At 58.5% G+C, this 24,886-nt stretch carries 25 protein-coding genes; 13 read left to right on the top strand and 12 right to left on the bottom strand.

Features of this window, described 5'->3' with window-relative positions:
- The first annotated feature begins 38 nt into the window (after positions 1-38).
- Positions 39-995 carry a helix-turn-helix domain-containing protein gene (locus ACOTX1_RS10425; protein ID WP_023315323.1) on the top strand — a complete coding sequence of 319 codons (957 nt, stop codon included), beginning with the start codon at positions 39-41 and terminating at the stop codon, positions 993-995.
- A gap of 121 nt (positions 996-1,116) precedes the next feature.
- Positions 1,117-3,225, top strand: coding sequence for a ferrioxamine B receptor FoxA (gene foxA / locus ACOTX1_RS10420; protein WP_114003018.1), 2,109 nt, complete (start codon positions 1,117-1,119; stop codon positions 3,223-3,225).
- A gap of 81 nt (positions 3,226-3,306) precedes the next feature.
- Here foxA and ACOTX1_RS10415 read toward each other — a convergent pair whose 3' ends face one another.
- Positions 3,307-4,722 carry a PLP-dependent aminotransferase family protein gene (locus ACOTX1_RS10415; protein ID WP_003863072.1) on the bottom strand — a complete coding sequence of 472 codons (1,416 nt, stop codon included), beginning with the start codon at positions 4,720-4,722 and terminating at the stop codon, positions 3,307-3,309.
- Between the two features lie 176 nt (positions 4,723-4,898).
- Between ACOTX1_RS10415 and ACOTX1_RS10410 the strand changes: the two genes are divergently transcribed.
- A complete protein-coding gene (locus ACOTX1_RS10410; protein ID WP_003863073.1) occupies positions 4,899-5,060 on the top strand; it encodes a DUF1127 domain-containing protein in 162 nt (53 codons plus the stop codon).
- Between the two features lie 85 nt (positions 5,061-5,145).
- Here ACOTX1_RS10410 and ACOTX1_RS10405 read toward each other — a convergent pair whose 3' ends face one another.
- Complete coding sequence (locus tag ACOTX1_RS10405; protein ID WP_023315325.1) at positions 5,146-6,534, bottom strand: PLP-dependent aminotransferase family protein; 1,389 nt, start codon at positions 6,532-6,534, stop codon at positions 5,146-5,148.
- Between the two features lie 102 nt (positions 6,535-6,636).
- Between ACOTX1_RS10405 and ACOTX1_RS10400 the strand changes: the two genes are divergently transcribed.
- Positions 6,637-7,116 (top strand): carboxymuconolactone decarboxylase family protein, encoded by a 480-nt coding sequence (locus ACOTX1_RS10400; protein WP_003863077.1) that lies wholly within the window; start codon positions 6,637-6,639, stop codon positions 7,114-7,116.
- Here the strand turns inward: ACOTX1_RS10400 and ACOTX1_RS10395 are convergent.
- Positions 7,103-8,005 (bottom strand): LysR family transcriptional regulator, encoded by a 903-nt coding sequence (locus ACOTX1_RS10395; protein ID WP_023315326.1) that lies wholly within the window; start codon positions 8,003-8,005, stop codon positions 7,103-7,105. The genes ACOTX1_RS10400 and ACOTX1_RS10395 overlap by 14 nt on opposite strands.
- Positions 8,006-8,105: 100 nt before the next feature.
- Here ACOTX1_RS10395 and ACOTX1_RS10390 point away from each other — a divergent pair, with 100 nt between their 5' ends.
- The 7 genes from ACOTX1_RS10390 to ACOTX1_RS10360 all read left to right on the top strand — a co-directional run bounded on the left by ACOTX1_RS10390 (position 8,106) and on the right by ACOTX1_RS10360 (position 13,728).
- Positions 8,106-9,521, top strand: a complete 1,416-nt coding sequence (locus ACOTX1_RS10390; protein ID WP_023315327.1) for an aldehyde dehydrogenase family protein — start codon at positions 8,106-8,108, stop codon at positions 9,519-9,521.
- A gap of 75 nt (positions 9,522-9,596) precedes the next feature.
- Positions 9,597-9,920: an antibiotic biosynthesis monooxygenase family protein gene (locus ACOTX1_RS10385; protein WP_023315328.1), complete on the top strand. Its 324-nt coding sequence runs from the start codon at positions 9,597-9,599 to the stop codon at positions 9,918-9,920.
- Complete coding sequence (locus ACOTX1_RS10380; protein ID WP_022650340.1) at positions 9,913-10,308, top strand: amino acid-binding ACT protein; 396 nt, start codon at positions 9,913-9,915, stop codon at positions 10,306-10,308. Before ACOTX1_RS10385 ends, ACOTX1_RS10380 begins: the two co-directional genes overlap by 8 nt.
- On the top strand, positions 10,283-10,978 hold the full coding sequence (locus ACOTX1_RS10375; protein ID WP_032608444.1) for an ArsR/SmtB family transcription factor: 696 nt from the start codon (positions 10,283-10,285) through the stop codon (positions 10,976-10,978). Before ACOTX1_RS10380 ends, ACOTX1_RS10375 begins: the two co-directional genes overlap by 26 nt.
- A 149-nt stretch (positions 10,979-11,127) precedes the next feature.
- On the top strand, positions 11,128-11,598 hold the full coding sequence (locus ACOTX1_RS10370; protein WP_003863089.1) for a MarR family winged helix-turn-helix transcriptional regulator: 471 nt from the start codon (positions 11,128-11,130) through the stop codon (positions 11,596-11,598).
- The gene (locus tag ACOTX1_RS10365; RefSeq protein WP_086527941.1) at positions 11,595-12,662 is read left to right on the top strand and encodes an HlyD family secretion protein; all 1,068 of its coding nucleotides are present in this window, start codon (positions 11,595-11,597) and stop codon (positions 12,660-12,662) included. Before ACOTX1_RS10370 ends, ACOTX1_RS10365 begins: the two co-directional genes overlap by 4 nt.
- Positions 12,652-13,728, top strand: a complete 1,077-nt coding sequence (locus ACOTX1_RS10360) for a DUF2955 domain-containing protein (RefSeq protein WP_023315329.1) — start codon at positions 12,652-12,654, stop codon at positions 13,726-13,728. The genes ACOTX1_RS10365 and ACOTX1_RS10360 overlap by 11 nt, the downstream gene beginning before the upstream one ends.
- Here ACOTX1_RS10360 and ACOTX1_RS10355 read toward each other — a convergent pair.
- The 3 genes from ACOTX1_RS10355 to ACOTX1_RS10345 are packed head-to-tail and all read right to left on the bottom strand — an operon-like array spanning position 13,725 to position 16,445.
- The gene (locus tag ACOTX1_RS10355) at positions 13,725-14,996 is read right to left on the bottom strand and encodes a DUF445 domain-containing protein (protein ID WP_023315330.1); all 1,272 of its coding nucleotides are present in this window, start codon (positions 14,994-14,996) and stop codon (positions 13,725-13,727) included. The genes ACOTX1_RS10360 and ACOTX1_RS10355 overlap by 4 nt on opposite strands.
- A 3-nt stretch (positions 14,997-14,999) precedes the next feature.
- Entirely contained in the window at positions 15,000-15,653 is a 654-nt protein-coding gene (locus ACOTX1_RS10350; RefSeq protein WP_023315331.1) for a LysE family translocator, read from the bottom strand.
- Between the two features lie 48 nt (positions 15,654-15,701).
- Positions 15,702-16,445: an AraC family transcriptional regulator gene (locus tag ACOTX1_RS10345; protein WP_023315332.1), complete on the bottom strand. Its 744-nt coding sequence runs from the start codon at positions 16,443-16,445 to the stop codon at positions 15,702-15,704.
- A 150-nt stretch (positions 16,446-16,595) separates the two neighbouring features.
- On the opposite strand from ACOTX1_RS10345, the gene ACOTX1_RS10340 reads away from it, so the two are divergent.
- Entirely contained in the window at positions 16,596-17,966 is a 1,371-nt protein-coding gene (locus tag ACOTX1_RS10340; protein WP_023315333.1) for an NAD-dependent succinate-semialdehyde dehydrogenase, read from the top strand.
- Positions 17,967-18,018: 52 nt separating this feature from the next.
- Here the strand turns inward: ACOTX1_RS10340 and ACOTX1_RS10335 are convergent, their stop codons facing one another.
- A complete protein-coding gene (locus ACOTX1_RS10335; RefSeq protein ID WP_003856615.1) occupies positions 18,019-18,564 on the bottom strand; it encodes a YfaZ family outer membrane protein in 546 nt (181 codons plus the stop codon).
- 411 nt (positions 18,565-18,975) lie between these two features.
- On the opposite strand from ACOTX1_RS10335, the gene ACOTX1_RS10330 reads away from it, so the two are divergent.
- Positions 18,976-20,334: an esterase-like activity of phytase family protein gene (locus tag ACOTX1_RS10330; RefSeq protein ID WP_023315334.1), complete on the top strand. Its 1,359-nt coding sequence runs from the start codon at positions 18,976-18,978 to the stop codon at positions 20,332-20,334.
- Between the two features lie 56 nt (positions 20,335-20,390).
- Here the strand turns inward: ACOTX1_RS10330 and yjiA are convergent, their stop codons facing one another.
- The 5 genes from yjiA to ACOTX1_RS10305 all read right to left on the bottom strand — a co-directional run bounded on the left by yjiA (position 20,391) and on the right by ACOTX1_RS10305 (position 24,884).
- Complete coding sequence (gene yjiA, locus ACOTX1_RS10325; protein ID WP_003856612.1) at positions 20,391-21,344, bottom strand: GTPase; 954 nt, start codon at positions 21,342-21,344, stop codon at positions 20,391-20,393.
- A gap of 10 nt (positions 21,345-21,354) precedes the next feature.
- Positions 21,355-21,558 (bottom strand): YbdD/YjiX family protein, encoded by a 204-nt coding sequence (locus ACOTX1_RS10320; RefSeq protein ID WP_003856610.1) that lies wholly within the window; start codon positions 21,556-21,558, stop codon positions 21,355-21,357.
- Positions 21,559-21,623: 65 nt separating this feature from the next.
- Positions 21,624-23,777 carry a carbon starvation CstA family protein gene (locus ACOTX1_RS10315; protein ID WP_023315335.1) on the bottom strand — a complete coding sequence of 718 codons (2,154 nt, stop codon included), beginning with the start codon at positions 23,775-23,777 and terminating at the stop codon, positions 21,624-21,626.
- 219 nt (positions 23,778-23,996) lie between these two features.
- Positions 23,997-24,254, bottom strand: coding sequence for an HTH domain-containing protein (locus ACOTX1_RS10310; protein ID WP_023315336.1), 258 nt, complete (start codon positions 24,252-24,254; stop codon positions 23,997-23,999).
- Between the two features lie 120 nt (positions 24,255-24,374).
- On the bottom strand, positions 24,375-24,884 hold the full coding sequence (locus ACOTX1_RS10305; protein ID WP_003856606.1) for a 4-hydroxyphenylacetate 3-monooxygenase reductase subunit: 510 nt from the start codon (positions 24,882-24,884) through the stop codon (positions 24,375-24,377).
- Between the last annotated feature and the right edge of the window lie 2 nt (positions 24,885-24,886).

The following is a 24,886-nucleotide window of genomic DNA, read 5'->3' as shown; positions in this document are numbered from 1 at the left end:
GTACTGTTTTGCCTGTCCTTTCCCGATGCAGGCCCCGAATGATGCTCCAGAGTGAAAATAAATCAGCGAAACGCATATTTTTTGTTGAAGATTTTCAGGTATTCGGCGAGCGCTATGGCATCGACTACCGTTTCCCCCAGTTAAAAGAGGCGCAGGTCAGCGGTAGCCCCGTGTTGCAGGGGAATGTTGAAGAGATGATGCTCTCGTCCGGCATTTCGCTGACCCATTCCGACGTACGTGTATTACAGCCCTATGAAACCACCTCTCGCCACAGCAGCCCGCTCTATATGCTGGTGGTGCTGGAAGGGTGCGTGACGCTCACGCTCAATGATATCAATTATCCCGTCCGCCCGGGCATGGCGTTCAGCTCACGTCTGAGTGAAGATCAGGTAATGAGCGCGCGTCACGATGCCGACAGCACGCTGAAAACGCTCTCGTTTGGCGTGTACCCGCACGATGCCGGACGTGAAGCCTTGCTTGAGTCATTGCTTCTGGAATGGCAAAGCCTGAATGCACCCGCGTTTGTCTGGCAGGTTCCCGAGTTTGTGATGTCAGGTATTCTGCATGCGCAGCGGCAGGGGGGAAGCGTGCTCTCACGCAAGCTGTTGCTTGAGGGGCTGATGTATCAGCTGCTCGGCCATGGCCTCAACCAGCGCCAGCAGCCTTGCCCAAGCCGCCCTGAGCATGCGCGTCTTGAACGCGTGCGGAGCCTGCTGGAACAGTCTCCTGAACGGGAGCATACTCTCGCGCAGCTGGCAGCCCTGGCTGCAATGAGCCCAAGCAGCCTGCGTAGCAAGTTCCGTCAGCGCTATGGCTGCACCCTCTTCGACTATCTCCGCAACTGTCGCCTTGCGCTGGCGCGCCGCTATCTGCTGGAAGGCCATAGCGTGCAGCAGGCGGCGTGGATGTGCGGGTATCAGCATGCCACCAACTTCGCCACCGCGTTTCGTCGTCATTACGGGATTTCACCGGGTGACGTGCGCAAACTCCGCTAACGTAATTTCTCCTGTCGCGCGAATGCATCCCGTGCGGTTTAGCATCGCGCATACGTAACCTGGCTGTACGCATAGCCGTTTGCACTCTCAAAAAGGTAATAATTCTTATTAACAATAAGAAATATCTCTGGAGAGGGTTATGTTTGCTAAATCGCGTCTGGCACTGCTGGTGGGATGGGTTACCGGTAGCGTCGCTTTTCCTTTACTGGCGCAGGATGCCCAAAAAACTGACACCGTGGTGGTGACCTCGCAGATGCAGTCTGCGGCCACCAAGCTTGAAACACCGGATATTGAAACCCCGCAGTCGGTCTCTATCGTCACGCGCGAGCAGTTCGAAGAGCAGGGCGCAACCAGCGTGCGTCAGGCCGTGAGCTACACGCCGGGGGTCTACAGCAACCAGATCGGGGCGTCAAACCGCTTTGACTACATGGTGCTGCGCGGCTTCTCGGACGGCAGTCTGGACAACGTCTACCTCGACGGCCTGAAGATGATGGGCGACACCAATTCCCACAGCTCGCTGGTGGTTGACCCGTGGTTCCTGGACAGTATCGAAGTCGTGCGCGGTCCGGCCTCCGTGCTCTATGGCCGCTCATCGCCGGGCGGGATTGTGGCGCTCACCTCCCGTAAGCCATCGTTCGATCCTGGCGGGGAGATTAAGCTCTTCGCCGGTAACAATAACCAGCGTGGGGCGATGTTCGACGTGACCGGCCCGGTTGATGATAACGACCGCGTGGCGGTGCGCCTCAGCGGGATGACCCGCTATGCTGATTCCCAGTTCGATCCGCTCAAAGAAGAGCGTTACGCCCTGATGCCGAGCCTGACCTGGCGTATCACCGACAGCACCCGTCTGGATCTGATGGCCTACCTGCACCGCGATCCGGAAGGCGGCAGCCACTCCGGCCTGCCATATGAGGGCACCGTTGTACCGCACAGCGGTAAGAAAATCTCCAACACCTTCTTCGAGGGCGAGGACGATTACGACAAGTACGATCGTCGGGAAAACATGGTCGGCTATAACATCGAGCACCTGTTTGACAGCGGCTGGTCTGTGCGCCAGAAGCTGCGCTACCTGCACACCAAAGTCGAGCTGAACCAGGTGTATGCCGCAGGCTGGCTGAATGACACCGAGCTGAATCGCGGCTATTCCGGCTCTGACGAGAAGATGAACGCCATCACCCTGGATAACCAGGTCGACGGCAGCTTCGACACCGGGGCGGTGAACCACCGCGTGCTGATCGGCATGGACTATCAGGACCGCACCAACAACGTGACCGGCTACTATGGCGGCTTCCCGCCGATTGACGCCTTCCACCCGGTTTACGGTGCGAAGCCGGACTACATCACCCAGTACAGCCGGGAAAAGCATAAGCTTCGCCAGACCGGTTACTACCTACAGGATCAGATGTCCGTTGACCGCTGGCGCCTGACGCTCGGCGGGCGTTACGACCAGGTGAGCGTGTCGAACGTCGACAACTTTAACCACACCCGCAGCGATCTGGATAAAAACAACTTCAGCAGCCGCGCGGCGCTGCTGTATCTGTTTGATAACGGCGTTGCGCCGTACGTCAGCTACTCCACCGCCTTTACGCCGACCAGCTTTGCCGACGAGCAGGGCAATATCCTGGATCCGATGAAGGGCAAGCAGTGGGAAGCGGGCGTAAAGTATGAGCCAGAGGGGATGAACAGCCAGTTCAGCGCCTCGGTGTTCCGCATCAACCAGAAGAACATTGCCACTAAAGAGGAGCCGACCGATCCGTACCGTTCCATTGGTGAAATCGAATCCGTAGGCGTTGAGCTGGAGGCGATTGGTCAGCTGACCGACAGCCTGCGTATGCAGGCGGCGTACACCTACACGGATATTCGCTACAAGAAGAGCAGCCCGGAAGAGGAGGGCAAGCGCGCCGTTTATGCCCCGCGTAACATGGCCAGCGCCTGGCTGAGCTACGACGTCAAAACCGGCCCGCTGGACGGCCTGACCGTCGGCTCCGGCGTGCGCTATGTCAACGGGATCGCCAGCGATCGCCAGAATACCCATACGCTTCCGTCGTACACGCTGGTGGATATGACCGTGGGGTATGACCTGTCGAAAGTGGGGCTCACGGGCGTGAGCGCGCAGTTGAACGTCAATAACCTGACGGACAGAAGCTACGTCGCGGCCTGTAACTCTCTCTCTTACTGCTACTTCGGTGCAGAACGCAGCATTGTGGGCAGCGTTTCGTGGAAGTTCTGAGTTGTTGATTTTGCCGGGGGGCGGGAGCGGTTTTCTCCCTCTCCCTGTGGGAGAGGGGCGGGGTGAGGGCAAAATGCCGCACTACTCCTCCATCGCAATCACAATCGCTTCACCCATCTTTTTCAATGCCTCGCGATTTTTGTCTGTCGGCGGCAGCGCTACGTTGATCCGCAGGCAGTTGCGGTACTTTCCGGAGGCGGAAAACAGCGACCCGGCCGCGGCCTGGATCTTCAGCCGGCACAGCTGCTTGCTGACGCACACCATATCGACCGTCTCCGGCAGCTCAACCCACAGCAGGAAGCTGCCCTGCGGGCGGGTGACGCATATCTCTGCCGGAAAATACTGCCGCACCCAGCAGGTGTAGGTCTCCATATTCTGCTGATAAATCTGGCGCATACGCCGCACGTGGCGATGGTAATGGCCGTCGCGGATAAACGCCGCCACCGCCATCTGCGTGCCCGGCACGTTAAATCCGCCCGCGGCGTACTTCATGTGCATCACCCGATCGTAATAGCGCCCCGGCACAATCCAGCCGACGCGCAGGCCCGGCGCCACGGTCTTGGTAAACGAACTGCATAACAGCACGCGACCATCAATATCCATAGAATGAATGGTGCGCGGACGCGGATACTCCGCCGCCAGCTCGCCGTAGATATCATCCTCAACAATCACGATATCGTGCCGCTGTGCCAGGGCTAAGACCTGCTTCTTCCGCGCCTCCGGCATGATAAACCCGAGCGGGTTATTGCAGTTTGGCACCAGGATCACCGCCTTGATCGGCCACTGCTCCAGCGCCAGCTCCAACGCTTCGATGCTGATCCCGGTTTCAGGATCGGTGGGAATTTCAATGGCCTTGATGTCAAAGCCGCGCAGCATCTGCATGGTGCCGTGAAACGACGGCGATTCCACCGCCACGATATCCCCCGGTTTGCACACCGAGAGCAGGGCGATCGACAGCGCGCCGTGGCAGCCGTTGGTAATGACAATTTCGTTTGCCGCGACGGTGGAGCCGCCGTCCAGCATCAGGCGGGCGATTTGCTCGCGCAGCTCCAGGCGCCCGTCGAGCACGTCATAGCTCAGCATCTCGCCGGGGTTATGCTGCGCGATGCGGCTCATCTCGCGCCACAGGGGCTTCAGGCTCGGCTGGTTAATATCAGGCGAACCGCCGCCAAAGGAGATCATCTCTTTGTCGGCGCGGGCGTCCAGCAGCATCATCACCTCATCCCACTGGGTAACGTCCACCGGGCGCTGTACCGGACGGGTCATCGCCGGGACGGGCGGCTGGGCTTTGCGTTTCGAGACGAAATAGCCGGAGCGCGGCTGAGGCGTGATCAGCTGGAGGTTTTCGAGGATCTGGTAGGCCTGCTGTATGGTGCTGATGCTCACGCCGTGCTCCTGGCTCAGCGTGCGTACCGACGGCAGACGTTCGCCGCTGCGATACAGCCCTTGTTCAATGCGTTCCGCCAGGAGGTTGGCCAGATGTTGATAGCGCGTCATGCTGTATCCTTTATTTTCACCATACAGATTATTAAACCAGTACAGATTGCCGCAAAAAACGGCATGCAGATACCGTTTTAGCGGATCTGTATGTTAAACAAAAGTTGTTTTTGCATCTGTATTGCGCAGGTCGATTTCCAGGATGATAACCCCACTGGCACAGCGAGGAGAGCATCATGGAATTCTACGAGAATCGTTCAAAACGTCCGTTTATCGCGTTTGTCTGGGTAGCGAAAACGCTGCGTAACTGGTATCGCATCAACCGTACCCGCCGTATTCTGAGCCAGATGAGCGACGAGCAGCTCAAGGACGTCGGGTTATCGCGATATGATGTGTGAGCATAGGGTTGCCTGGTGGCGCTACGCTTACCGGGCCTACAGGAGACCGTAGGCCGGGGAAGGCGCAGCCGCCACCCGGTGGTTTTCAGCTCAACAGTTCTAGCGTCTGCCGTTTCGGCATTTCCAGCAAATCCAGCGCCTCCTGATACGACCGCACGTTGTTATAGCCCATCACCAGCCCGTAGCGTTTTCCTGATCCGTGATACCACGCCGAAAGCGCATTGACCTGCAATTGCTGTTCCTGCCAGCAGCGGGCGATCTCCCGGTCAGCGCTTCCCTTTGCGAGGAACGCGACAATATGCATCCCGCCGTCGTTTTGCTCGGTGAAAAACAGATCGCCATAGACCTCACGCAGGGCGGCAATCATCCAGTCGCGGCGGGTCTGATAGAGCGCGCGCATCTTTTTCAGATGACGGAAAAAATGCCCTTCGTTGAGAAACGCGGTGAGGATCTTTTGCGTCAGCACCGGCTGGCCGCTGGTGAGGATGTCCGCGCTGTCGGTAAACGCGCCGACGGTGCTGGCGGGCATCACCACGTACCCCATGCGCAGCGATGGCATGATGGTTTTGCTGAAGGTGCCCATAAAGATCACCCTGTCATGCTGGTCGAGGCTTTTCAGCGACGGCAGCACTTTGCGGGTGTAGTGAAATTCGCCGTCATAATCATCTTCGATAATCCACGCCTCGTTTTGTGACGCCCAGTCGAGCAACTGCTGCTTGCGCGGCAGGGAGAGCGTCACCGCCAGCGGGCTCTGGTGCGACGGAGTAACGATGGCGAAGCGGGCATCGTGGTGATTACGCAGCAGGTAGTCCGTATCCATCCCTGCGCGATCGACCGGCACGGTGTGCAGGCGGGGCACAATGCGCTTGAGCAACTGCTGGCCCATAAAGTAGCCTGGATCCTCAAATACCACCTTATCGCTGCGGCTGGCGAGCGTGTCGAGGATCAGGCGCAGGCTGCCGCTGTAGCCGCTGGTGATCATTACCTGTTCCGCAGTGCAGGATAACCCGCGCGAGATATTGAGATAGCGGGCTATCGCCTCGCGCAGCGGATACCAGCCCAGAACGGGCGGGTTGAGCATTTCATCCTGACGCATGGCGCGCGTCGCCTGGCCCGCCAGCAGCAGCCATTTTTTATAGGGGAAGCTGTCGAGCGCGGGAATGCCGGGGCGCAGAAAACCGGCTCGTTCGCGTTGGCTAATCAACGACGCCGGCAGCGTGCCGGTCGCTTGTTCTGTGGGGGCGTTTTGCGCGGGCAGCAGAAGATCCGGATTCACCCGCGTCCCGCGCGCGCCCTGGCTCACCAGATACCCTTCGCCCGTCAGAATGGCATACGCCGTCTCGACGGTTTTGCGCGCCACCTTCAGCTCTTCCGCCAGCACGCGGATGGCAGGTACCCTGTCGCCCGGCTTCAGCACGCCGCGCATGATGTTGTCGCGATAGCGGGAATAAATCTCGTGATAGCCCGGCTTCATGTCCTACCTCATTTCACGATTTTTGTATCTTTTTACTATGTCATGAACGGCGTAGATTTGCTTCATCGCATGACAAATGCCGCACAAAAAAGAGGAAAGACAATGAGCACTCGCGTAAACCACCACAAAGCCACACCTGCACTCACCAACGCGCTTTCCGCCCTGAGCATGGAAGTGGCGAAAACCTCTATTGATCCGGCGCTGAAGCACCTGATCGACATTCGCGTGTCGCAGCTGAACGGCTGTACGTTCTGTCTCGATATGCACTCAAAAGAGGCGAAAATCGCCGGCGAGCGCGAGCTGCGCCTGTACCATCTGGCGGCCTGGCGCGAGTCCCCGCTGTTCAGCGCCCGTGAAAAAGCGGCGCTGGCCTTCACCGAAGCGCTGACCCAAATCGGCGTTCACGGCGTGAGCGATGCGCTGTACCGCAGCGTGGCGGAGCACTTCTCGGACGTGGAGATTTCAGAGCTGAACTTCGCCATCGTGGCGATCAACGCCTGGAACCGCCTGGGCATTACCTCCCGCATGGAGCCGGGCTCGCTGGATGCGGCGTACGGGCTGAACAAGGCTAACCTGGAATAATCCCGCGCTTGCGGATCATCGCCACCAGCGCCCGCAACCCCGGCGGGACGTGGCGATGGCCGGGGTAGTACAGGCGCAGCCCGGCAAACGGCTGCGCCCAGTCGTTTAAGACGCTCACCAGCTCCCCGCTTTTCAGCTCGTCCTGAATATACAGTTCCGGCAAAAATCCTACCCCTAATCCCGCCTTTACGGCGCGGATCGAGGCAAAAAGATCGGACGTCGCAAAGCGCGGTGGTACGGCAAGGGCGTACGTTTCCCCCCGACGCGCCAGCTCCCAGCGGTAGATCCCGCCGTGGGCCATGCGCATGCCGATCCCCTGATGTGAAAGCAGATCGTCCGGCGTCTCGGGTATGCCGTGACGGGCGAAATAGTCCGGCGTGGCGGTCACCAGCTGGCGGATCTCACCGGTCAGCGGCACGGCGATCATGTCCTGCGGAACGGACTCTTCGAGGCGGATCCCCGCGTCATAGCCTTCGGCGACGATGTCGATCATCCTCGCTTCGCTCACCGTTTCCACGCGCATTTTCGGGTAGCGGATCATGAAGTCGATCAGCAGCTGGTCCAGAAACAGGGTGCCGATATGGTTCGGCACGTTGAGGCGCAGCGTTCCGGCGGGTTCCCCGGTGTCGCTGTGGATCTCCTCCCCGGCGAGGCGGATCTCCTGTAGCGCCGGGCCGATACGCGCCACGTAGCGCTGTCCGGCGTCGGTGAGCGCCACGCTGCGGGTGGTGCGGTTGAAAAGCCGCGTCTCAAGGCGGCTCTCCAGCCCGGCGATGGCGTTGCTGACCGCCGTGGCGGACATCCCCAGTTCCTGCGCCGCGCCGCGAAAGCTGCCGCGCCGCACCACCGCCATCACCACTTCCAGCTCTGTCAGACCTGAACGATGCATAGATTATCCTGAAAATCGAAACAACCCTTGCAGCATAGCGTGGATTATCGCAACGGAGAAGCCGTGACAGACTGGGCTCACACAGCCTGAGGAGGTTTATATGCACACCATCGAACAGATCTTTATTAACGGCGAGTTTGTTACCCCGCACGGTACCGAACGGTTTGATTTGTACAATCCGGCGACGGCGCAGGTCATCGGCCAGGTTCGCCTGGCGGATGAGGTTGACGCTGAACGCGCTATCGCGGCGGCGAAAGCGGCGTTTCCGGCGTGGTCGCAGACCACAAAGCAGGAACGCATCGCCGCGCTGAAGCGCATGCACGCCGCCGTGGCCGCTCGTCACGACGCTCTGCTGGAAGCGGTCATTGAAGAGTACGGCGCGCCCGCCTCGCGCTCGGCGTGGATGGCAAGCTATCCGGCAGAGGTGATTGCTCAGGCCATCGAGGCGCTGGAGGCATTTGAGTTTGTCACCTCCGCAGGTGCCGCAACGGTGCAGATGACGCCGCTCGGCGTGGCCGGGCTGATTACGCCGTGGAACAGCGATGCGGGGTTTATCTGCGGCAAACTGGCGGCCGCGCTGGCGGCGGGCTGCACGGCGGTCATCAAGCCGAGCGAAATGAGCGCCCTGCAAACGCAGATTGTCACCGAAGCGCTGCGCGACGCCGCGCTGCCGCCGGGCGTGTTTAACATCGTCACCGGACGCGGCGAGACGGTGGGCGAAACCCTCAGCCGCCATCCGGACGTCGCGAAAATCTCGTTCACCGGTTCCACGAATACCGGCAAGGCGATCCTGCGCAACGCGGCGGAAAGCTTTAAGCGCGTAACGCTGGAGTTGGGCGGTAAATCGCCGACGATCCTGCTGGATGATGTGGATCTCGAGCAGGCGATCCCGCTGGTGATCCAGGCCGGGTTTATGAACAGCGGGCAGGCGTGCGTGGCCGGGACGCGCATTCTGGTGCCTTACTCGCGCAAGGCGGAGATCGAAACCGCGCTGGCGCAGGCCGTGGCGGCGGTGAAATCCGGCGACCCGCGCAACAGCACGACAGACGTCGGCCCGATGGTCAGCGAAAAGCAGTGGCTGCGGGTGCAGGGCTATATCCGCAAAGGAATCGAAGAAGGGGCGCGCCTGCTGGCGGGCGGCGAAGGGCGACCGGAAGGCACGCGGGACGGCTGGTTTGTGCGTCCGACGCTGTTTGCCGGCGTGAACAATCGGATGACCATTGCCCGCGACGAGATTTTCGGCCCGGTGCTGTGCGTAATCCCTTATCAGGACGAGGCGGAGGCGATTGCCGTTGCCAACGATACCGAGTACGGCCTGAGCGCGATGGTGCTGGGCGGCGATGTGGACCGCGCGCGACGCGTGGCACAGCAGATTGTTTCCGGTCGCGTGCTGGTGAACACCCTGGCTCATGAACCGAAAGCGCCGTTTGGCGGGTTTAAGCACTCCGGCGTGGGGCGCGAGATGGGCGAGTGGGGGATCCGCGCGTTTATGGAGCCGAGGTCGGTTCTGGGCTAAAGCTTCGCTCTTTACCGAAGCATTGTGCTTTTCCATCCTGCATTCTCTCCTCAACATCACAGCGGAGAGACCATCATGATCGCAGTCCTTTTCGAAGCCAAAGCCGCGCCTGCCCATCAGGCGCGCTACCTCCAACTTGCCGCAGAGCTTAAGCCTTTGCTGGCCGACATCGACGGCTTTATCGATATCGAACGGTTCCAGAGCCTGACGACCGACGGCAAAATCCTCTCCCTTTCCTGGTGGCGGGATGAAGAGGCCGTCCGCCGCTGGAAGCAGAACGTCTTTCATCAGGCGGCGCAGGCCGAAGGACGGGCGTTGATTTTCTCTTTCTACCGTATTCGCGTGGCGCAGCTGGTGCGGGAATACAGTTCCGAAACCGGAGGGCACGCGGATGTATGACGTTCACGTGATTTTCCGCGACGGGCCCGGCGAGCTGGCGCGCTTTGGACAGCTGTTGGGGCGCAACGGCGTGGGGCTTGAGGGTGGCGGCGTATTCGGTACCGATGCCCATTTCCTGGTGGAGGACGGGGAAAAAGCCCGCCGTGTGCTGCTCGACGCCGGGTTTACCGTGCAGGCGCTGCGAAAGCCGGTGATCAGAAAGCTTAAGCAGGAGCGTCCTGGCGAGCTGGGCGAGATAGCGGCGGCGCTGGCGGCACGCGGCGTGTCTATCCTGACTCAGTACAGTGACCATGCGAATCACCTTATTCTGCTGACGGATGATGATAAGCTGGCCGCTGAGATCACCACACCCTGGGCGACGAATGTTAAAGACGAGCTTACCCTCTGATAACAGCGCGATGCTGGAAAAGGCGATTGCCGCGGTGGCGGCTGCAATGGCCGATCCGTCGCGCGTGAAGATGCTTTGTGCGCTAATGGACGGGCGTGCGTGGACGGCCACTGAACTGAGTGCGGCGGCAGACGTTGCGCCGTCGACCGCCAGCGGGCATCTTGCCCGGCTGGTTGAAGGGCAGCTAATTACCTGCCTGTCGCAAGGGCGGCATCGTTATTATCGTCTTGCCGGGCACGACGTGGCGGCGCTGGTGGAACAGATGATGGGGCTTTCGTGGAGCCGCATTACCCCGCCGGAAACCAGCGCGCCGAAAGCCATGCGTGAAGCCCGGACCTGCTACGACCATCTCGCAGGCGCGGTGGCGGTGCAGATCTATGATTTCATGCAGGCGGAAGGCTGGCTGGAGGCTGACGGTTCCGCATTGACCCTGTATGGTCGGGAGCAGTTCCTGGCGCTCGGTATTCCGTTAAGCGCTCATCCGCGTCGGAAGGCCTGCTGCGCCTGCCTGGACTGGAGCGAGCGGCGGTTTCATCTTGGCGGTGAGGCGGGCGCTGCGCTGCTTATCCACATGGAAAGCAAAGGCTGGATCCAGCGGGTGGCGGGTTATCGGGAGGTGGTGGTGACGGCTTCGGGGAAAAGTGCCGTCAGGAAGCATTTTAGCCGCTAAACGCCGCTGCGGGCTGATGCCCTCACCCCGACCCTCTCCCACAGGGAGAGGGAGAACATCGTTTCGCAATTCCTGCGCTTTAACTTCTCGTTTCTTGATACTTATCCTGATAACTATTATCGTGATGGCGTACTACGAGAGGGCTCCCCATGAGTGAAGAAGATCTGTTTAGCCGCAGGCCGATGGGCATGCGGATGGCGATGATCGTGCGTCAGTGGCGCGCAGTCATCGACGACGCCATTCTCGACACCGGGTTAACCCAGTCGAGCTGGACGGTGATGATGCAGCTTCATCAACTCGGGGATAACGTCTCGGTCAGCGAGCTGGCGGAAGTGCAGGGCATTGAACTGCCTCCCTTAATGCGCACGCTGACACAGCTGGAAAAGCAGGGCTACCTGCTGCGCACCGTCTCGCCGTATGACAAGCGTATCCGGCTGCTGACGCTGACGCCTGAGGGAAAAGCCATTCTTGAAAGGCTCTCTCAGGTGATTGAGACGTTCCAGGCGCGCGTATCGCAAAACATCGCGCCGGAACATATCGATATTTTCAGCGCTACTCTCAATCAAATCGCCTGCAATTTGCGGACAATCCGCGAAGAAGATAATAAGACCGAAAAATAATGACTCCTGAACAAAAGTTTGCCCGCTGGGTAAGGGTGAGTATTGCCTCTTTCCTGCTGATGTTTGTTTACTTTATCGTCGCGGATATCTGGATCCCGCTGACGCCGGACTCCACCGTGATGCGCGTGGTGACCCCGGTGTCTGCCCGCGTCTCCGGGTATGTGGCGGCGGTACATGTCCATAACAATAGCCAGGTTAAGAAAGGCGATCTGCTGTTTGAGCTCGACGCCACGCCGTTTCGCAATAAGGTCGAGGCGGCGCAGATCGCGCTGGAACAGGCGCGTCTGTCTAACGATCAGCTGGATGCGCAGATTGCCGCAGCGCAGGCCAGCCTGAAAACCGCCGTGCTGACCGCGCGTAACGACAAAGTGACATTCGACCGCTACCAGAAACTGAGCACCTTGCAGAACGTATCGCAGGCGGATCTGGATAAGGTCCGTACCACCTGGCAGAGCAGCGAGCAGTCCGTCAGCTCGATCCAGGCGAATATTCATAACCTGCGCATTCAGCGCGGCGAGCGGGATGAGCACCGTAACGTGACGCTGCAAAAATACCGTAACGCGCTGGATGAAGCGGAGCTGAATCTTGGCTGGACGAAGGTCTACGCCGAGGCGGACGGCACGGTCAGTAACCTGCAATTAAGCCCCGGTTTTTACGCCTCATCCGGTTCGGCTGCGCTGGCGCTGGTGAACACCCGGATCGATATCGTGGCGGATTTCCGCGAGAAGAGCCTGCGTCATACCCATCAGGGGACCGACGCTGCCGTGGTGTTTGACGCCTTCCCGGGGCACGTTTTCCGTGCCCACGTTACCAGCAGCGACGCGGGGATCCTCGCCGGACAGGAGGCCGTAAACGGTCAACTTTCTGAACCGGAAACCTCCAACCGCTGGGTGCGTGATGCCCAGCGTATGCGCATTCACGTAGCGCTGGACGAAGCCTTACCGAAGCCGCTGCCGACCGGCGCGCGCGCCACTGTGCAGCTCTACAACAGCGAAGGGCCGTTTGCGCGATTCTTCTCCGGGATGCAAATCCATCTGGTGAGCCTGCTTCACTATGTCTATTAGCACCCTGGCACGGGTATTTACCCCGCACGGCAACATCGTCTATACGACAAACGACTTTCGCCAGACCCTGCGTATCGTCTTTGCCGGGATGATTGCGCTCAGTATTTCGAGTTTCTACAACACCAGCTACGGCGTGTTTTTTGTGGTCTACCCGATCATGCTTCTCTCGCTGGTACCGGTGTTTAATCGCCACGTGGCGAAGCAGTTTATCTTCAGCGCCTCGCTGAACTGCGTCGAAATGGTGTTGATTATCGGCTATCTGTCGCAGTGGCCGGTCATCATGACGCTGGTGGTGTTTGCCCTGTACGTGATGCGTTTTCGCTTTATGAGTAAGGGGCCGCTGTTCCTGTTCGGCTCGATGGGCGTGGTTTGCCAGAGCGTGATGCTCAACTTTATGAGCTACCCCACCACCAACTGGCACACGCTTTTATTCTCTAACATCGAAGCGAGCGTGATGGCGGTGTGCCTGAGCGCGCTGATGAACTACCTGCTGCCGGACGTGGAGCCGCGCAAGCCGCCGCCGCTGATTGAGAAAGACGACGCCCGCGTGCGCCACGAGTCGCTGCTATCCGGCACCGTGGCGACGCTGATTTTCGTCGTGTTCCAGATTAGCGACTTAAGCGATTCGCTTTCGGCGCTGATGGCGGGGATTTTGATCCTGTTCCCGATGCACTATCGCGGCTCGGTTATCAGCTCCATCTGGCGCGTGGTTGGCGTGGTGCTGGGGTGCCTCTATATCCTTGTCGTCCAGCTTATCCTCTACGATCACAGCAGCCATATGCTGCTGATGATGCCGCTGATTGGCCTTGGTCTGGCGTTTGGCGCGCGTCTGCACGTAATGGAGAAGGTCGGCGCCGGGGTAGGCTTCGCCAGTATCACCACCATCGGCATTATGTTCGGGCAGAACATGCACCCGGACAGCGACCTGGTGTTCAGCGATCTATACCGCATCACCTCCGTTACCTTCGCGCTGGTGGTCACGCTGACGATGGTCTTTCTGGTGCACCTGATCCTGAATCGCTTCGAGGCGACGCGCTACGTTATCGCGCCGCCAAAAGCGGATTAATGCCCCAGCACGGCGGGTAGCTGCGAGAGCAGAAACAGGATCAGGCCAATCGTACCGCCCACCAGGGTACCGTTAACGCGAATGAACTGAAGATCTTTACCGATATTGAGTTCTATCTGACGTGACATGTCTTTGGCATCCCAGCTTTTCACCGTGTCGCTGATATGGCGCGTCAGGAACGCGGCGAAATCCGGCGCCACGCGGTGCGCGGCCTGCTCCAGATGCTCATTCAGCGACGCCCGCAGGCTGGCGTCGTTGGTCAGCGTTTCGCCAAACCACAGCCCGGCGTTGGCGATACGCTGCTTCACGCGGGAATCATCGCTCTGCATGTCATTTTTCAGCCACTGGCGCAGGTCAGCCCACATTTCCCCCAGATAGCGGTTAAAGGCCTCATCATTCTTGAGGTAGTGTTTGATATTCTCGGCTTTCGCCGTCATCTCCGGATCGTTTTTCAGATTGTCGATGAACTTGATCGTGGCGCGGTCAAACGCCTGACGGATCTGGTGCGTACGGTCGTGGCTGATATCGTCCAGCAGCGTGTTCACCGCGTTCGACACCATCTCCGCGCTTTGATCGCCCAGCCACTCGGTGGGCAGCACCATGGCCTTGCGCGGATGCTCGGTCTTAAGCCAGTGAACGATCTGGTCAGCAATAAATTCCCGCGTGCTTTCCCGCTGAATCAGGGTAATCAGGCGGTTTATGATGGCGTCCAGCAGCACCTGGTGACGGTTGTTTTTGGTCATGCTTTCCAGCATGACGGCGCTGGTCTCGGTTAAATCGACCTTGTCGATAGCCTTATGCACCGCGCGTTTGAGCAGGCGCTGGATGCGCCCATCGTCGGTAAGTTCCAGAAAACCGCCCATCACCTGCACCAGATGCTGCCCCACGCGCCGGGCGTTATCGGGCTGGCTGAACCAGGTCCCAATCATCTGTGCGGGCTCGTAGCGACGGATAAGATCGACAAGGGATTGCGTATCGAGAAACTTTTCCTGCACGAACTGGCCGAGATTGTCGCCGATGCGGTCCTTATTGCGCGGGATAATCGCCGTATGGCGCGAGATAAAGGGAATGGGCACCCGGCGGAAAAGCGCGACAACGGCAAACCAGTCCGCCAGCGCGCCAACCATCGCCGCCTCGGCAATGGCCTTTACGCCGCGCACCCAGAAGGTTTGCGGCAGGAACAGGGTGGTGATAAACGCTGCGACGGCAATCAGCAGCAGCGACAGCGCGAGAAGCTTGGCGCGTTTGAGTTCGGTATGCTTTTCCATGGGTTAAGGATAGAGGGATACGGGGGAAAAGTGCAAAAACCGCCACAGCACCCACCCACCAAACCCCATCAATACCACCCCCGCCGTGCGCTCTATCAGCCAGAGCGAACGGCTGAGCTTTCGCTGAACCGCCGGTAACCCCATCAGCGATACCAGCGCAAAATCCCATACCAGTACTACCATCACCATCCAGACGCCGCAGGTCGCCTGCTGAAGCAGCGTGACGTGCGGCCCGAGTAACGCCGTCATTAGCGCCAGGTAGAACAACGCGTTTTTGGGATTTAACAACGCCGAACCCAGCCCCAGCAGGATCTGCTTACGCAGCGAAGGGCAGCGCTCATCTGTTTCATTTAGCGCCAGCGTCTGCGGTCGGCTGCGTACAAGATGCGAGCCGATCCAGAGCAAATACAGTGCACCGGATAATTCAATCAACGTGAACAGCCACGCGAACTGACGCAGCGCGCTCCATCCTATAATGACCAGCAAAATGTAAAGCCCGTTTCCTGCCGCTATCCCGATGCACAATCCGGCGCTGCCGCGCAGTCGGTAGCGGGCGGCGTAGCCCATCAGCAGGAAGAAATCCGGGCCAGGGCTTAACAGGGCAACAAAATGCGCCAGCGCCAGGGCGAGAAAAGCGGAAGGGAAGAATAGTTCCATAGCGACCTCAGAATGCAAAACTGGGGCCAGACTACGAAAACACAGAACCTATTTATTGTCTGTTATTGATCGGCCCGTAGCGTACTGGCGCGGTGTGGCGGCGGTGTAGCGCACAAAGGTCTTATGAAAATGGCTCTGGTCGGCAAACCCGCTCTGGTAGCCGACGTCGGCAATGTCGTCTCCGGCACGCAGCCGCGCTTTGGCGTACTCCACGCGGGAAACGTTGAGAAAGCTGACCGGCGTCAGGCCGGTGTCCTGCCGGAAGGTGCGGATCAGCGTCTCCTTGCGCAGCGAGAATCGTTGCGCAAGTTCGTCAAGCGAAGGTGGTGCGGCCAGGTCGGCAAGAAATGCCTGCTGAAGGTGCTGACTGGTAGAGCGAAGCGCGTCTGCGTTTTCCACGCAGCGGGGAAGGGCAGAAAGTAGCGTGTCCACGGAGGCAGGTGACATCGTCTCAACAACATCAAGGTAGCGCTTAAAGAGCGCAGGGTCGCGAATCACCTGGAACGCCAGAGGAAGAGCGGTGTCGATATAGAGCATATGGTAGCTGCGCGGTTGCCCGTTGACGGGATTGCAGCTGTGCGGCGCGTAAGCCGGGATGACAATGAGATCGCCGGGGTTCAGGATAGACTCTCTCCCATGACTGACGCAGCAGGTCTGGCCTTCCACAATCGCGCCGATGGAGAGCTGCGGGTGACAATGACGCTTATAGGCCTGCGTGCTCTGCCACGTGCTGCGCAGCTCAAGACCTGAGGCGCGGTGAAAGGTCTGACGGATGTGGCGGGTATCGGTCATAGCAACTCCTTCTGAAGGTTTTTTATACCACGCCAGCCACGGTATGGCATCGCTTTACTCAGAACCTTCCGGATATACCCAACTTTACGTCCATAGCCAGTCATGTTGACTACCCTTAATACCCTAAGCGGTAAAACAAGGAGATTCGATATGGCTTACCAGACAGTAAATCCTGCCACGAACCAGCTCATCAAAGAATATCCCTCTCACACTGACGCAGACGTTGAAGCGGCGCTGAAGGCAGCCGATGCGCTCTATCACTCCGAATGGGCGAAAGGCGACATAAGCCAGCGCCTGCCGGTGCTGCATAAGCTGGCGGACCTGATCGACGAACGCGTGGAGGATCTGGCGAAAATCGCCAGTCAGGAGATGGGTAAGCTCATCGAACAAAGCCGCGGTGAAGTGAAGCTATGCGCGCAAATCGCCCGCTACTATGCTGACAACGCGAAGCAGTTCCTGGCCCCGGTGAAGTATGACTCTGAACTCGGGGAAGCATGGGTTGAACATCACCCCATCGGCGTGCTGATGGCCGTCGAACCATGGAACTTCCCATACTATCAGCTGATGCGCGTTCTGGCGCCAAACCTGGCAGCGGGCAACCCGGTGATCGCCAAGCATGCCAGCATCGTGCCGCACTGTGCAGAAACCTTTGCACAGCTGGTACGTGAAGCGGGCGCGCCGGAAGGGGCGTGGACCAACCTGTTTATCTCGTCCGAACAGGTGGCGAACATCATCGCCGACGATCGCGTACAGGGGGCGGCGCTGACCGGTTCAGAAAAAGCGGGTAGCGTGGTTGCGGCACAGGCTGCGAAACACATCAAAAAATCGACCCTTGAACTGGGCGGGAACGACGTCTTCGTGGTGCTGGACGATGCGGATCTGGAGAAAGCCGTGAAGATCGGCGTTAACGCGCGGCTTAATAACGCCGGGCAGGTCTGTACCGCGGCGAAGCGCTTTATCCTGCATGAAAAGATTGCAGACGCCTTCCTGAACAAATTCACCGAGGCGTTTAAGCAGGTGAAGATTGGCGATCCGCTGGACGAAAGTACCACGCTGGGGCCTTTGTCATCCAAAGACGCGCTGGAGACGCTAACTAAGCAGGTTAACGAGGCGGTGAAAAACGGCGCGAAGCTGCACCATGGCGGCAAGCCGGTGCAGCGTGACGGGAGCTTCTTTGAGCCGACCATCCTGACCAATATCTCGCGCGATAACCCGGCGTATTTCGAAGAGTTCTTTGGTCCGGTAGCGCAGATTTATGTGGTGAAAAACGACGACGAGGCGGTTACCCTGGCGAACGACTCCCACTACGGTCTGGGCGGAGCGGTGTTCAGCCAGAACATCGAGCGCGCGAAGAAAATGGCGTCGCGCATTGAGACCGGGATGGTGTACATCAACTGGCTCACCGATACGGCGGCAGAACTGCCGTTCGGCGGCGTAAAACGTTCGGGTTACGGACGCGAGCTGTCGGATCTGGGGATCAAAGAGTTTGTGAACCAGAAGCTGGTGGTGGTGCGTAAGTGACGTAGTAATAAAAAACCTGCCGAAGGGCAGGTTTTTTTATCTATCAGGTGGCTTAGAAGCTCACGCCGCCGCCGAAGTAAGCGCCGTCTACCAGCGTGTGGTTTGGACGACCGTCTTTGCCATCAACGCTCACGTGGCGGTAGCCCACTTTCAGCGTAACCGGTTTGACCGGGGTCCAGCTTACGCCGCCGTTAGCTTCAACGTAGTTCTTCACGCTGTTGTTCAGTCCGTCTGGCGCAACGTAGCCTTCACCGAATACCCTGATGCTGTCGGTCAGGGCAACGTTCACACCGCCGCCGACCGGGAACGCCACGCCGTTATCGCCTTTCTTCGGGCCAACGTAGAGGGCCTTAGCGCCTGCGTTCAGCATTACCGGGCCGACTTCGAAATTGTAGCCTGCGCCCACGCCACCGGTCGTGGTGCCGTCGTCGGTGTTTTTCAGCCAATTACCTTCGGTGTAAAGACCGGAGGTTGATTTGCCCATTTCCACATTCAGATTGGTAAAGTTTTTACCCTGCTCAATGCTGCCGCCCATTGCCAGTGCGGAGCCCGATACGGCGGTGAGAGCAGAAAGGATGAGAACGTTAAGCTTTTTCATGCGTGTTTCCTCGTCATCAAATTAATCTGAGGGCACCTTAACAAGGGATGTTTATGACTGCAAATGTGATGGGTATCGCAGTTTTATGCTGTTTTTGTTGGTTTTTTTAATCTTAAATGTTGATGAGATGTTTTTATGGCAGATCGTCAATCCTCAATCCATTCGTGTTTAGGGAAAGTTTATATTTTTGGCTAAACGTTTAATGAACGAGGCGAAGAAAGCCGTTTGAGGTGAATTAATTAATTTTCTAATAATTTCCAAAAGTATTTCGGCTGTCACAGATCAAGACAGAGGTTTACATTTCTGGTGATTGCTATACGTATTTCTTTGCCGATCCGCTGTCTTTTCATGTCATTTTTCTGACACGTTTCTTCATTACGTTGTTGGCTTCACTTACTGGATGCTAACAATATGAAAAGAAAAATTATTCCTGTGCTTATCGGTTGTGCGCTCTCTTTCTCTGGCCTGGCTGCGCAGCCTACCGCTGAGCGCTATATCGTCAGCTTCCCTGACGGCTCCCATGTGAAATACAGCGGCGCGTTTGCCGATGCGTTCCCGAACGGGCTCCCGGTGGGGATGGGTTCTGGTCTGCTGTTTACGGGCAAGCAGGGCGATGCGCTGACGTTTGCGACCGTGACCGATCGCGGTCCTAACGCGGATTCGCCAAAAATGGGGAAAAACGATGCCAAAATCTTTGTTACCCCGGATTTCGCCCCGCTGCTGATGACGATCCGCGTGCAAAACGGTAAAGCGGAGGCCGTGGACGCGCGACCGCTGCATGACAATAAAGGCGAGATCAACGGCCTGCCGCTGCAAAGCGGTGTGATTGGTTCCACCAATGAAGTCGCGCTAAGCGACACCTTAAAAGTACTGAAAGGCGATAACCGCGGGCTGGATACGGAAGGCATCACGCCGGACGGCAAAGGCGGCTACTGGCTGTGCGACGAGTACGGCCCGTTCCTGATTAACGTCGACAGCAAAGGGAAGATCCTCGCGATCCATGGGCCGCAGGCCGCGGAAGGGGAGAAATCCATCGCGGGCGGTCTGCCAAATGTTATCAAATGGCGTCAGGCAAACCGGGGCTTCGAAGGGCTGACCCGCATGCCGGACGGACGTATTATTGCCGCCGTGCAAAGCACGCTGGATATCGACGGGAAGAGCAAAAAACAGGCGCTGTTTACCCGTCTGGTGAGCTTCGACCCGGCGACCGGGAAAACCGCGATATACGGCTACCCTGTCGACAGCGCGGCCTACAGCAAAAACAGCGACGCCAAAATCGGCGACATAGTGGGGCTGGATAACCACACCATCCTGCTGATTGAACAGGGTGAGGATAAAAATGACGCAATGCGTAACCTCATCTACAGGGTGGATCTGAGCAAGGCGAGCGATCTGGCCGCCTTCGACAAGCCGGGCGAATACCCGGAATTTGATGATGAGAAAACGCTGGCGCAGCGCGGCATCACCCTTGCGGAAAAAACGCAGGTGGTCGATCTGCGTGCGCTGGGCTGGCAGCAGGAAAAGGCCGAAGGGCTGGCGCTGATTGACAGCAAAACGCTGGCGGTAGCCAACGATAACGATTTTGGCGTGAAGGTAGCGATGCAAAACCCGGTCGAGGGCAAGAAGCTTAAGGATTACCGGGTGAACGCGGAAGGCAAGCTGACGCTGGATGATAAACCGGTGGAAACCACGCTCAGCGTGAAGCCGCTGAAGAAGCCGGAGTCCGACAGCGAGCTGTGGATTGTGACGCTGCCGGAGGCGTTGAAATAAGTTTCCCCCTCACCCTAACCCTCTCCCCGCGGGGGAGAGGGGATGATCGGTGCGATTTACTTTTTCAGCCCCGCAAACGCTGCCCGAATTTCTTCTTCCGGCAGCTGTATTCCAATAAACACCATCACGCTGTGCGGCGTTTCATCGCCCCACGGGCGATCCCAGTCGGCGCTGTACAGGCGCTGCACCCCCTGGAACAGCAGGCGGTTCGGCTCGCCGTCGATCCACAGCATCCCTTTATAGCGCAGCAGCTTGTCGGCAAACGACAGCAGCAGGTTTTCCATCACGCGGGAGACCTCGCTGATGTCTACCGGGTAGTCCAGCTCCACCACAATCGACGCCACGTCGTTTTGCTTGTCGGACATAAAGTGAAAGCGCGGTTTCGCGGTAACGTTCTCTTCCAGCATAAAGCCGTTGGTGTTGAACAGCTGAGCGAGATCGATATCGCCGTGCGTCACCGTATAAATGGGCGCACGCGAGTTGATGCGCGTCAGGCGCTCGCGCAGTTTTTCGCTTTCACCTGCCACGTCGGTTTTGGTCAGCAGGATGCGGTCGGCGTAGCCCACCTGAGACTGGGCGATGGTGAACTGGTTCATCTGCTCGTCGGCGTGTACCGCATCCACCAGAGCGATGACACCGTCCAGCAGGTAGCGCTGGCAGATGATCTCGTGGGAGAAAAAGGTCTGAATAATCGGGCCGGGGTCGGCCATGCCGGTGCACTCGATCACCAGACGGTCGAAGACGATGTCACCGCGATCGCGGCTGTCGAGCAGGTCCAGCAGGGCGTCTTCTAATTCGTTAGAGCGGGTGCAGCAGATGCAGCCGTTGGTCAGGGTTTTGATCTGGGTGGCGCGGTCGCCAATCAGCTGATCGTCAACGGAGACTTCGCCAAATTCGTTTTCGATGACGGCGATTTTGAAGCCGTGCTGCTCGTTCAGAATGTGGCGCAGCAGGGTGGTTTTACCGGCGCCGAGAAAACCGGTCAGCAGGGTAACGGCAATCGGGGTCATGCTTTCTCCTTTAGCAGCAGCGGACGCCGCCTTCTCCACTTCCGCCGTAGCGCGCTTCCTGACGCTCGCGGAAGAATTCAGTGTAAGTCATGTACGGCTTATCCGGATGGTTGGTCTTCATATGCTCAACGTAGTTGTCATAGTCCGGAATGCCAATCAGCATTTTCGCCGCCTGACCGAGGTATTTTTTTGCTTCGCCTAAGTTACCAAACATTGAGGGTTCCAGATAGAAGAAGCCCGGAGGCGCGCAGCGATCCGGGCCTACAGTAACATGCTTAATTAATGGTGTGAGGAGGTCTTCACGCCGCCTTCCGGCACCGGCACGTACGGGGTTTCTTTGTCCGTACGGCCCTCAACGTTACGCACTTTCATCCAGGTTTTGATGCCGTAGAAGATGATGCTGTACACCACCACCAGGAACAGAATGCTCAGACCCGCGTTGGTGTAGTTGTTCACCACGATATGGTTCATGTTGGCAATCTGCTGCGCGGTCAGATCCGCGCCGCCTGCGGCAATCTTCTCTTTGTACTGGTTAGCCATGAAGAAGAAGCCTTCCAGCTGCGGGTTGGTGCTGAACAGTTTCAGACCCAGCGCCCAGGTAGTGCAGAGCAGCAGCCACAGCGCAGGCACCACGGTGACCCAGATGTATTTGGTGCGTTTCATCTTCACCAGGACAACGGTACCCAGCACCAGGGCCACAGCCGCCAGCATCTGGTTAGAGATGCCGAACAGTGGCCACAGGCTCTTAACGCCGCCCAGCGGGTCAACAACGCCCTGATACAGCAGATAACCCCACAGGCCTACGCAGCCCGCGGTACCCAGAACACCGGCGACCAGAGAGTCGGTTTTCTTCAGGAATGGCACGAAGTTACCCAGCAGATCCTGCAACATGAAGCGGCCTGCACGCGTACCGGCATCCAGCGCGGTGAGGATGAACAGCGCTTCGAACAGAATACCGAAGTGGTACCAGAAGCCCATGTCCGCCCACGGCAGCACTTTGTGGAACACGTGTGCGATACCTACCGCCAGCGTCGGTGCACCACCTGCGCGGTTCAGCACGGACGGTTCGCCGATGTCTTTCGCGGTCTGCATGATCTGCTCAGGCGAAATTACGAAGCCCCAGGAGCTGACGGTCGCCGCCGCGTGTGCGCTGGCGTCTTTCAGCTGCGCCAGGATCAGCGCGGTATTTTCGCCGCCCATCTCATGCAGGTTTGGCATGGTGATGCCGAGACCCGCTGGTGGGGTGTTCATCGCAAAGTACAGACCTGGCTCGATAATCGACGCTGCAACCAGCGCCATGATCGCCACGAAGGACTCCATCAGCATCGCGCCGTAACCGATGAAGCGCGCGTCGGTTTCGTTGGCCATCAGCTTCGGCGTGGTGCCCGAGGCGATCAGCGCGTGGAAGCCAGACACGGCACCGCAGGCGATGGTGATAAACAGGAACGGGAACAGAGCGCCTTTCCACAGCGGACCGGTACCGTCAATGTACTGTGTCACCGCTGGCATTTTCAGCTCAGGATTGATGATCACAATCCCGATTGCCAGCCCGACGATCACGCCGATTTTCAGGAAGGTCGCCAGGTAGTCGCGCGGAGCCAGAATCAGCCACACCGGCAACAGCGCTGAGATGAACGCGTAACCGATCAGCGCGAAGGTGATGGTGGTGTCTTTAAAGGTCAGCGCCGGGCCCCAGTACGGGTCGTGCGCAATCACGCCGCCGAAGTAGATGGAGGCGACCAGCAGCACGATACCGATGACCGACACCTCGCCAACGCGGCCAGGGCGCAGGAAGCGCATGTAGATGCCCATGAACAGCGCAATCGGTACGGTAGAGCAGACGGTGAAGACGCCCCACGGACTTTCGGCCAGCGCTTTCACCACGATCAGCGCCAGCACCGCGAGGATGATGATCATGATCAGGAAGCAGCCAAAGAGGGCGATGGTGCCCGGCACGCGGCCCATCTCTTCTTTGATCATCTCACCCAGCGACGAACCGTTACGGCGCGAGGAGATAAACAGCACCATAAAGTCCTGCACCGCTCCCGCCAGCACCACGCCCGCCAGCAGCCAGAGCGTACCCGGCAGGTAGCCCATCTGCGCGGCCAGTACCGGGCCGACCAGCGGACCCGCGCCTGCAATGGCGGCGAAGTGGTGACCAAACAGCACGTAACGGTTGGTTGGCACGTAGTTCAGGCCGTCATTGTTAATGACCGCCGGGGTGGCACGCGTCGGGTCGAGCTTCATGACCTTCTGCGCGATGTATAAGCTGTAGTAGCGATAAGCCACAAGGTAGACGGAAACCGACGCGACCACGATCCACAGGGCGCTGACGTGTTCGCCCCGGCGTAATGCGACAACCGCCAGACAGAAAGCACCGAGGATCCCGAGTAAGGCCCAGGGCACGTGCTTCAGTAGTTTTTTAGTATCCATAGTAAGACCTGGTTTTTTATGTAAAGAAAAAAGGGTCAGGGTTTGTTGTGAGGAGGTATTGATTAATGCTGGAGCGATCGTGCCAGATCCTCGCGCGTATAAAGCACGGTAAATAGGTGAGTGGTTGAAAGCGATGCGTGAGCGGTCAAAAGCGAGGGTGAGTGGTTAAGGCTCACCCACGGTGGAAGAAAATATGTGATTGAGATCACTGAGAATAATCTACCTCTGCGGGGTTTCGTCGTTCGCTTCAGGGCAGTGCACGCAGCGGCAGGTCTGATACGCAGGCAGCAGCTGATAGCGCCCTTTGCCGTCGTGTTCAATAATCGGGGAAAGCGCCTGCAAATCGCGGTACACCGTGCGTTCGGTAATGCCAAATTTTTGCATCAGATCGCGGCGATTAACGCTTCCGTTGCGGTGCAGGGCAATAATGATGTCAACCAGACGTTCAGCCGAGCGGCTTCGGGGTGAAGGGGCCATAAGACTTTCCAGCGTTAAGGGGGCGCCTGACGACGTCGCCAGCCGCCCCGGAAAATTTATCTTATGGATAGTTAACGGCGCACCTTTGCGGAAACCTTAGCGTTTTTTTGTGCAACGGGATCAAACCGCGGCTTCCATCTCCATCATCACCGGGTGGAAACGGCGTTTGAAGTAGATCAGGCCGTGCCCCTCGCTGCTGAGGATGATGTTCTTAATCTCCACAAGGTAGACCAGATGGGTACCGATGGTTTGCACCTGGGTTATCTCGCCTTCCAGGCTTGCCAGAGCGCCTTTCAGCACCGGCTGCGCCAGCGGTCCTTTCTGCCAGCAGGAGAGAGCAAAGCGCTCCTCCATTGCCATGCCGGTCATCCCGGCAAAGTGGCGGGCCATGATCTCCTGCTCGTGGTTCAGCACGTTGACACACAGTTTGCCGTTGCCCTGGAAGACCGGGTTCATGGCGCTGTTGGCGTTGATGCAGACCATGACCGAAGGCGGGGTGTCCGTGACCGAACAGACGGCGGTGGCGGTAATGCCGCAGCGACCCGCATCGCCCTCGGTGGTGACCACATTCACCGCCGCCGACAGGCTGGCCATCGCGTCGCGAAAACGCAGGCGTTCTTCAGATTGCATTG

Origin of the sequence: Enterobacter cloacae complex sp. IR5401 (genome assembly GCF_049238425.1) — a bacterium.
In the GTDB taxonomy this organism is placed as follows: domain Bacteria; phylum Pseudomonadota; class Gammaproteobacteria; order Enterobacterales; family Enterobacteriaceae; genus Enterobacter; species Enterobacter hormaechei_C.
Note: the sequence above shows the minus strand (reverse complement) of the source record. Positions and strands in the feature narration are given on the sequence as shown.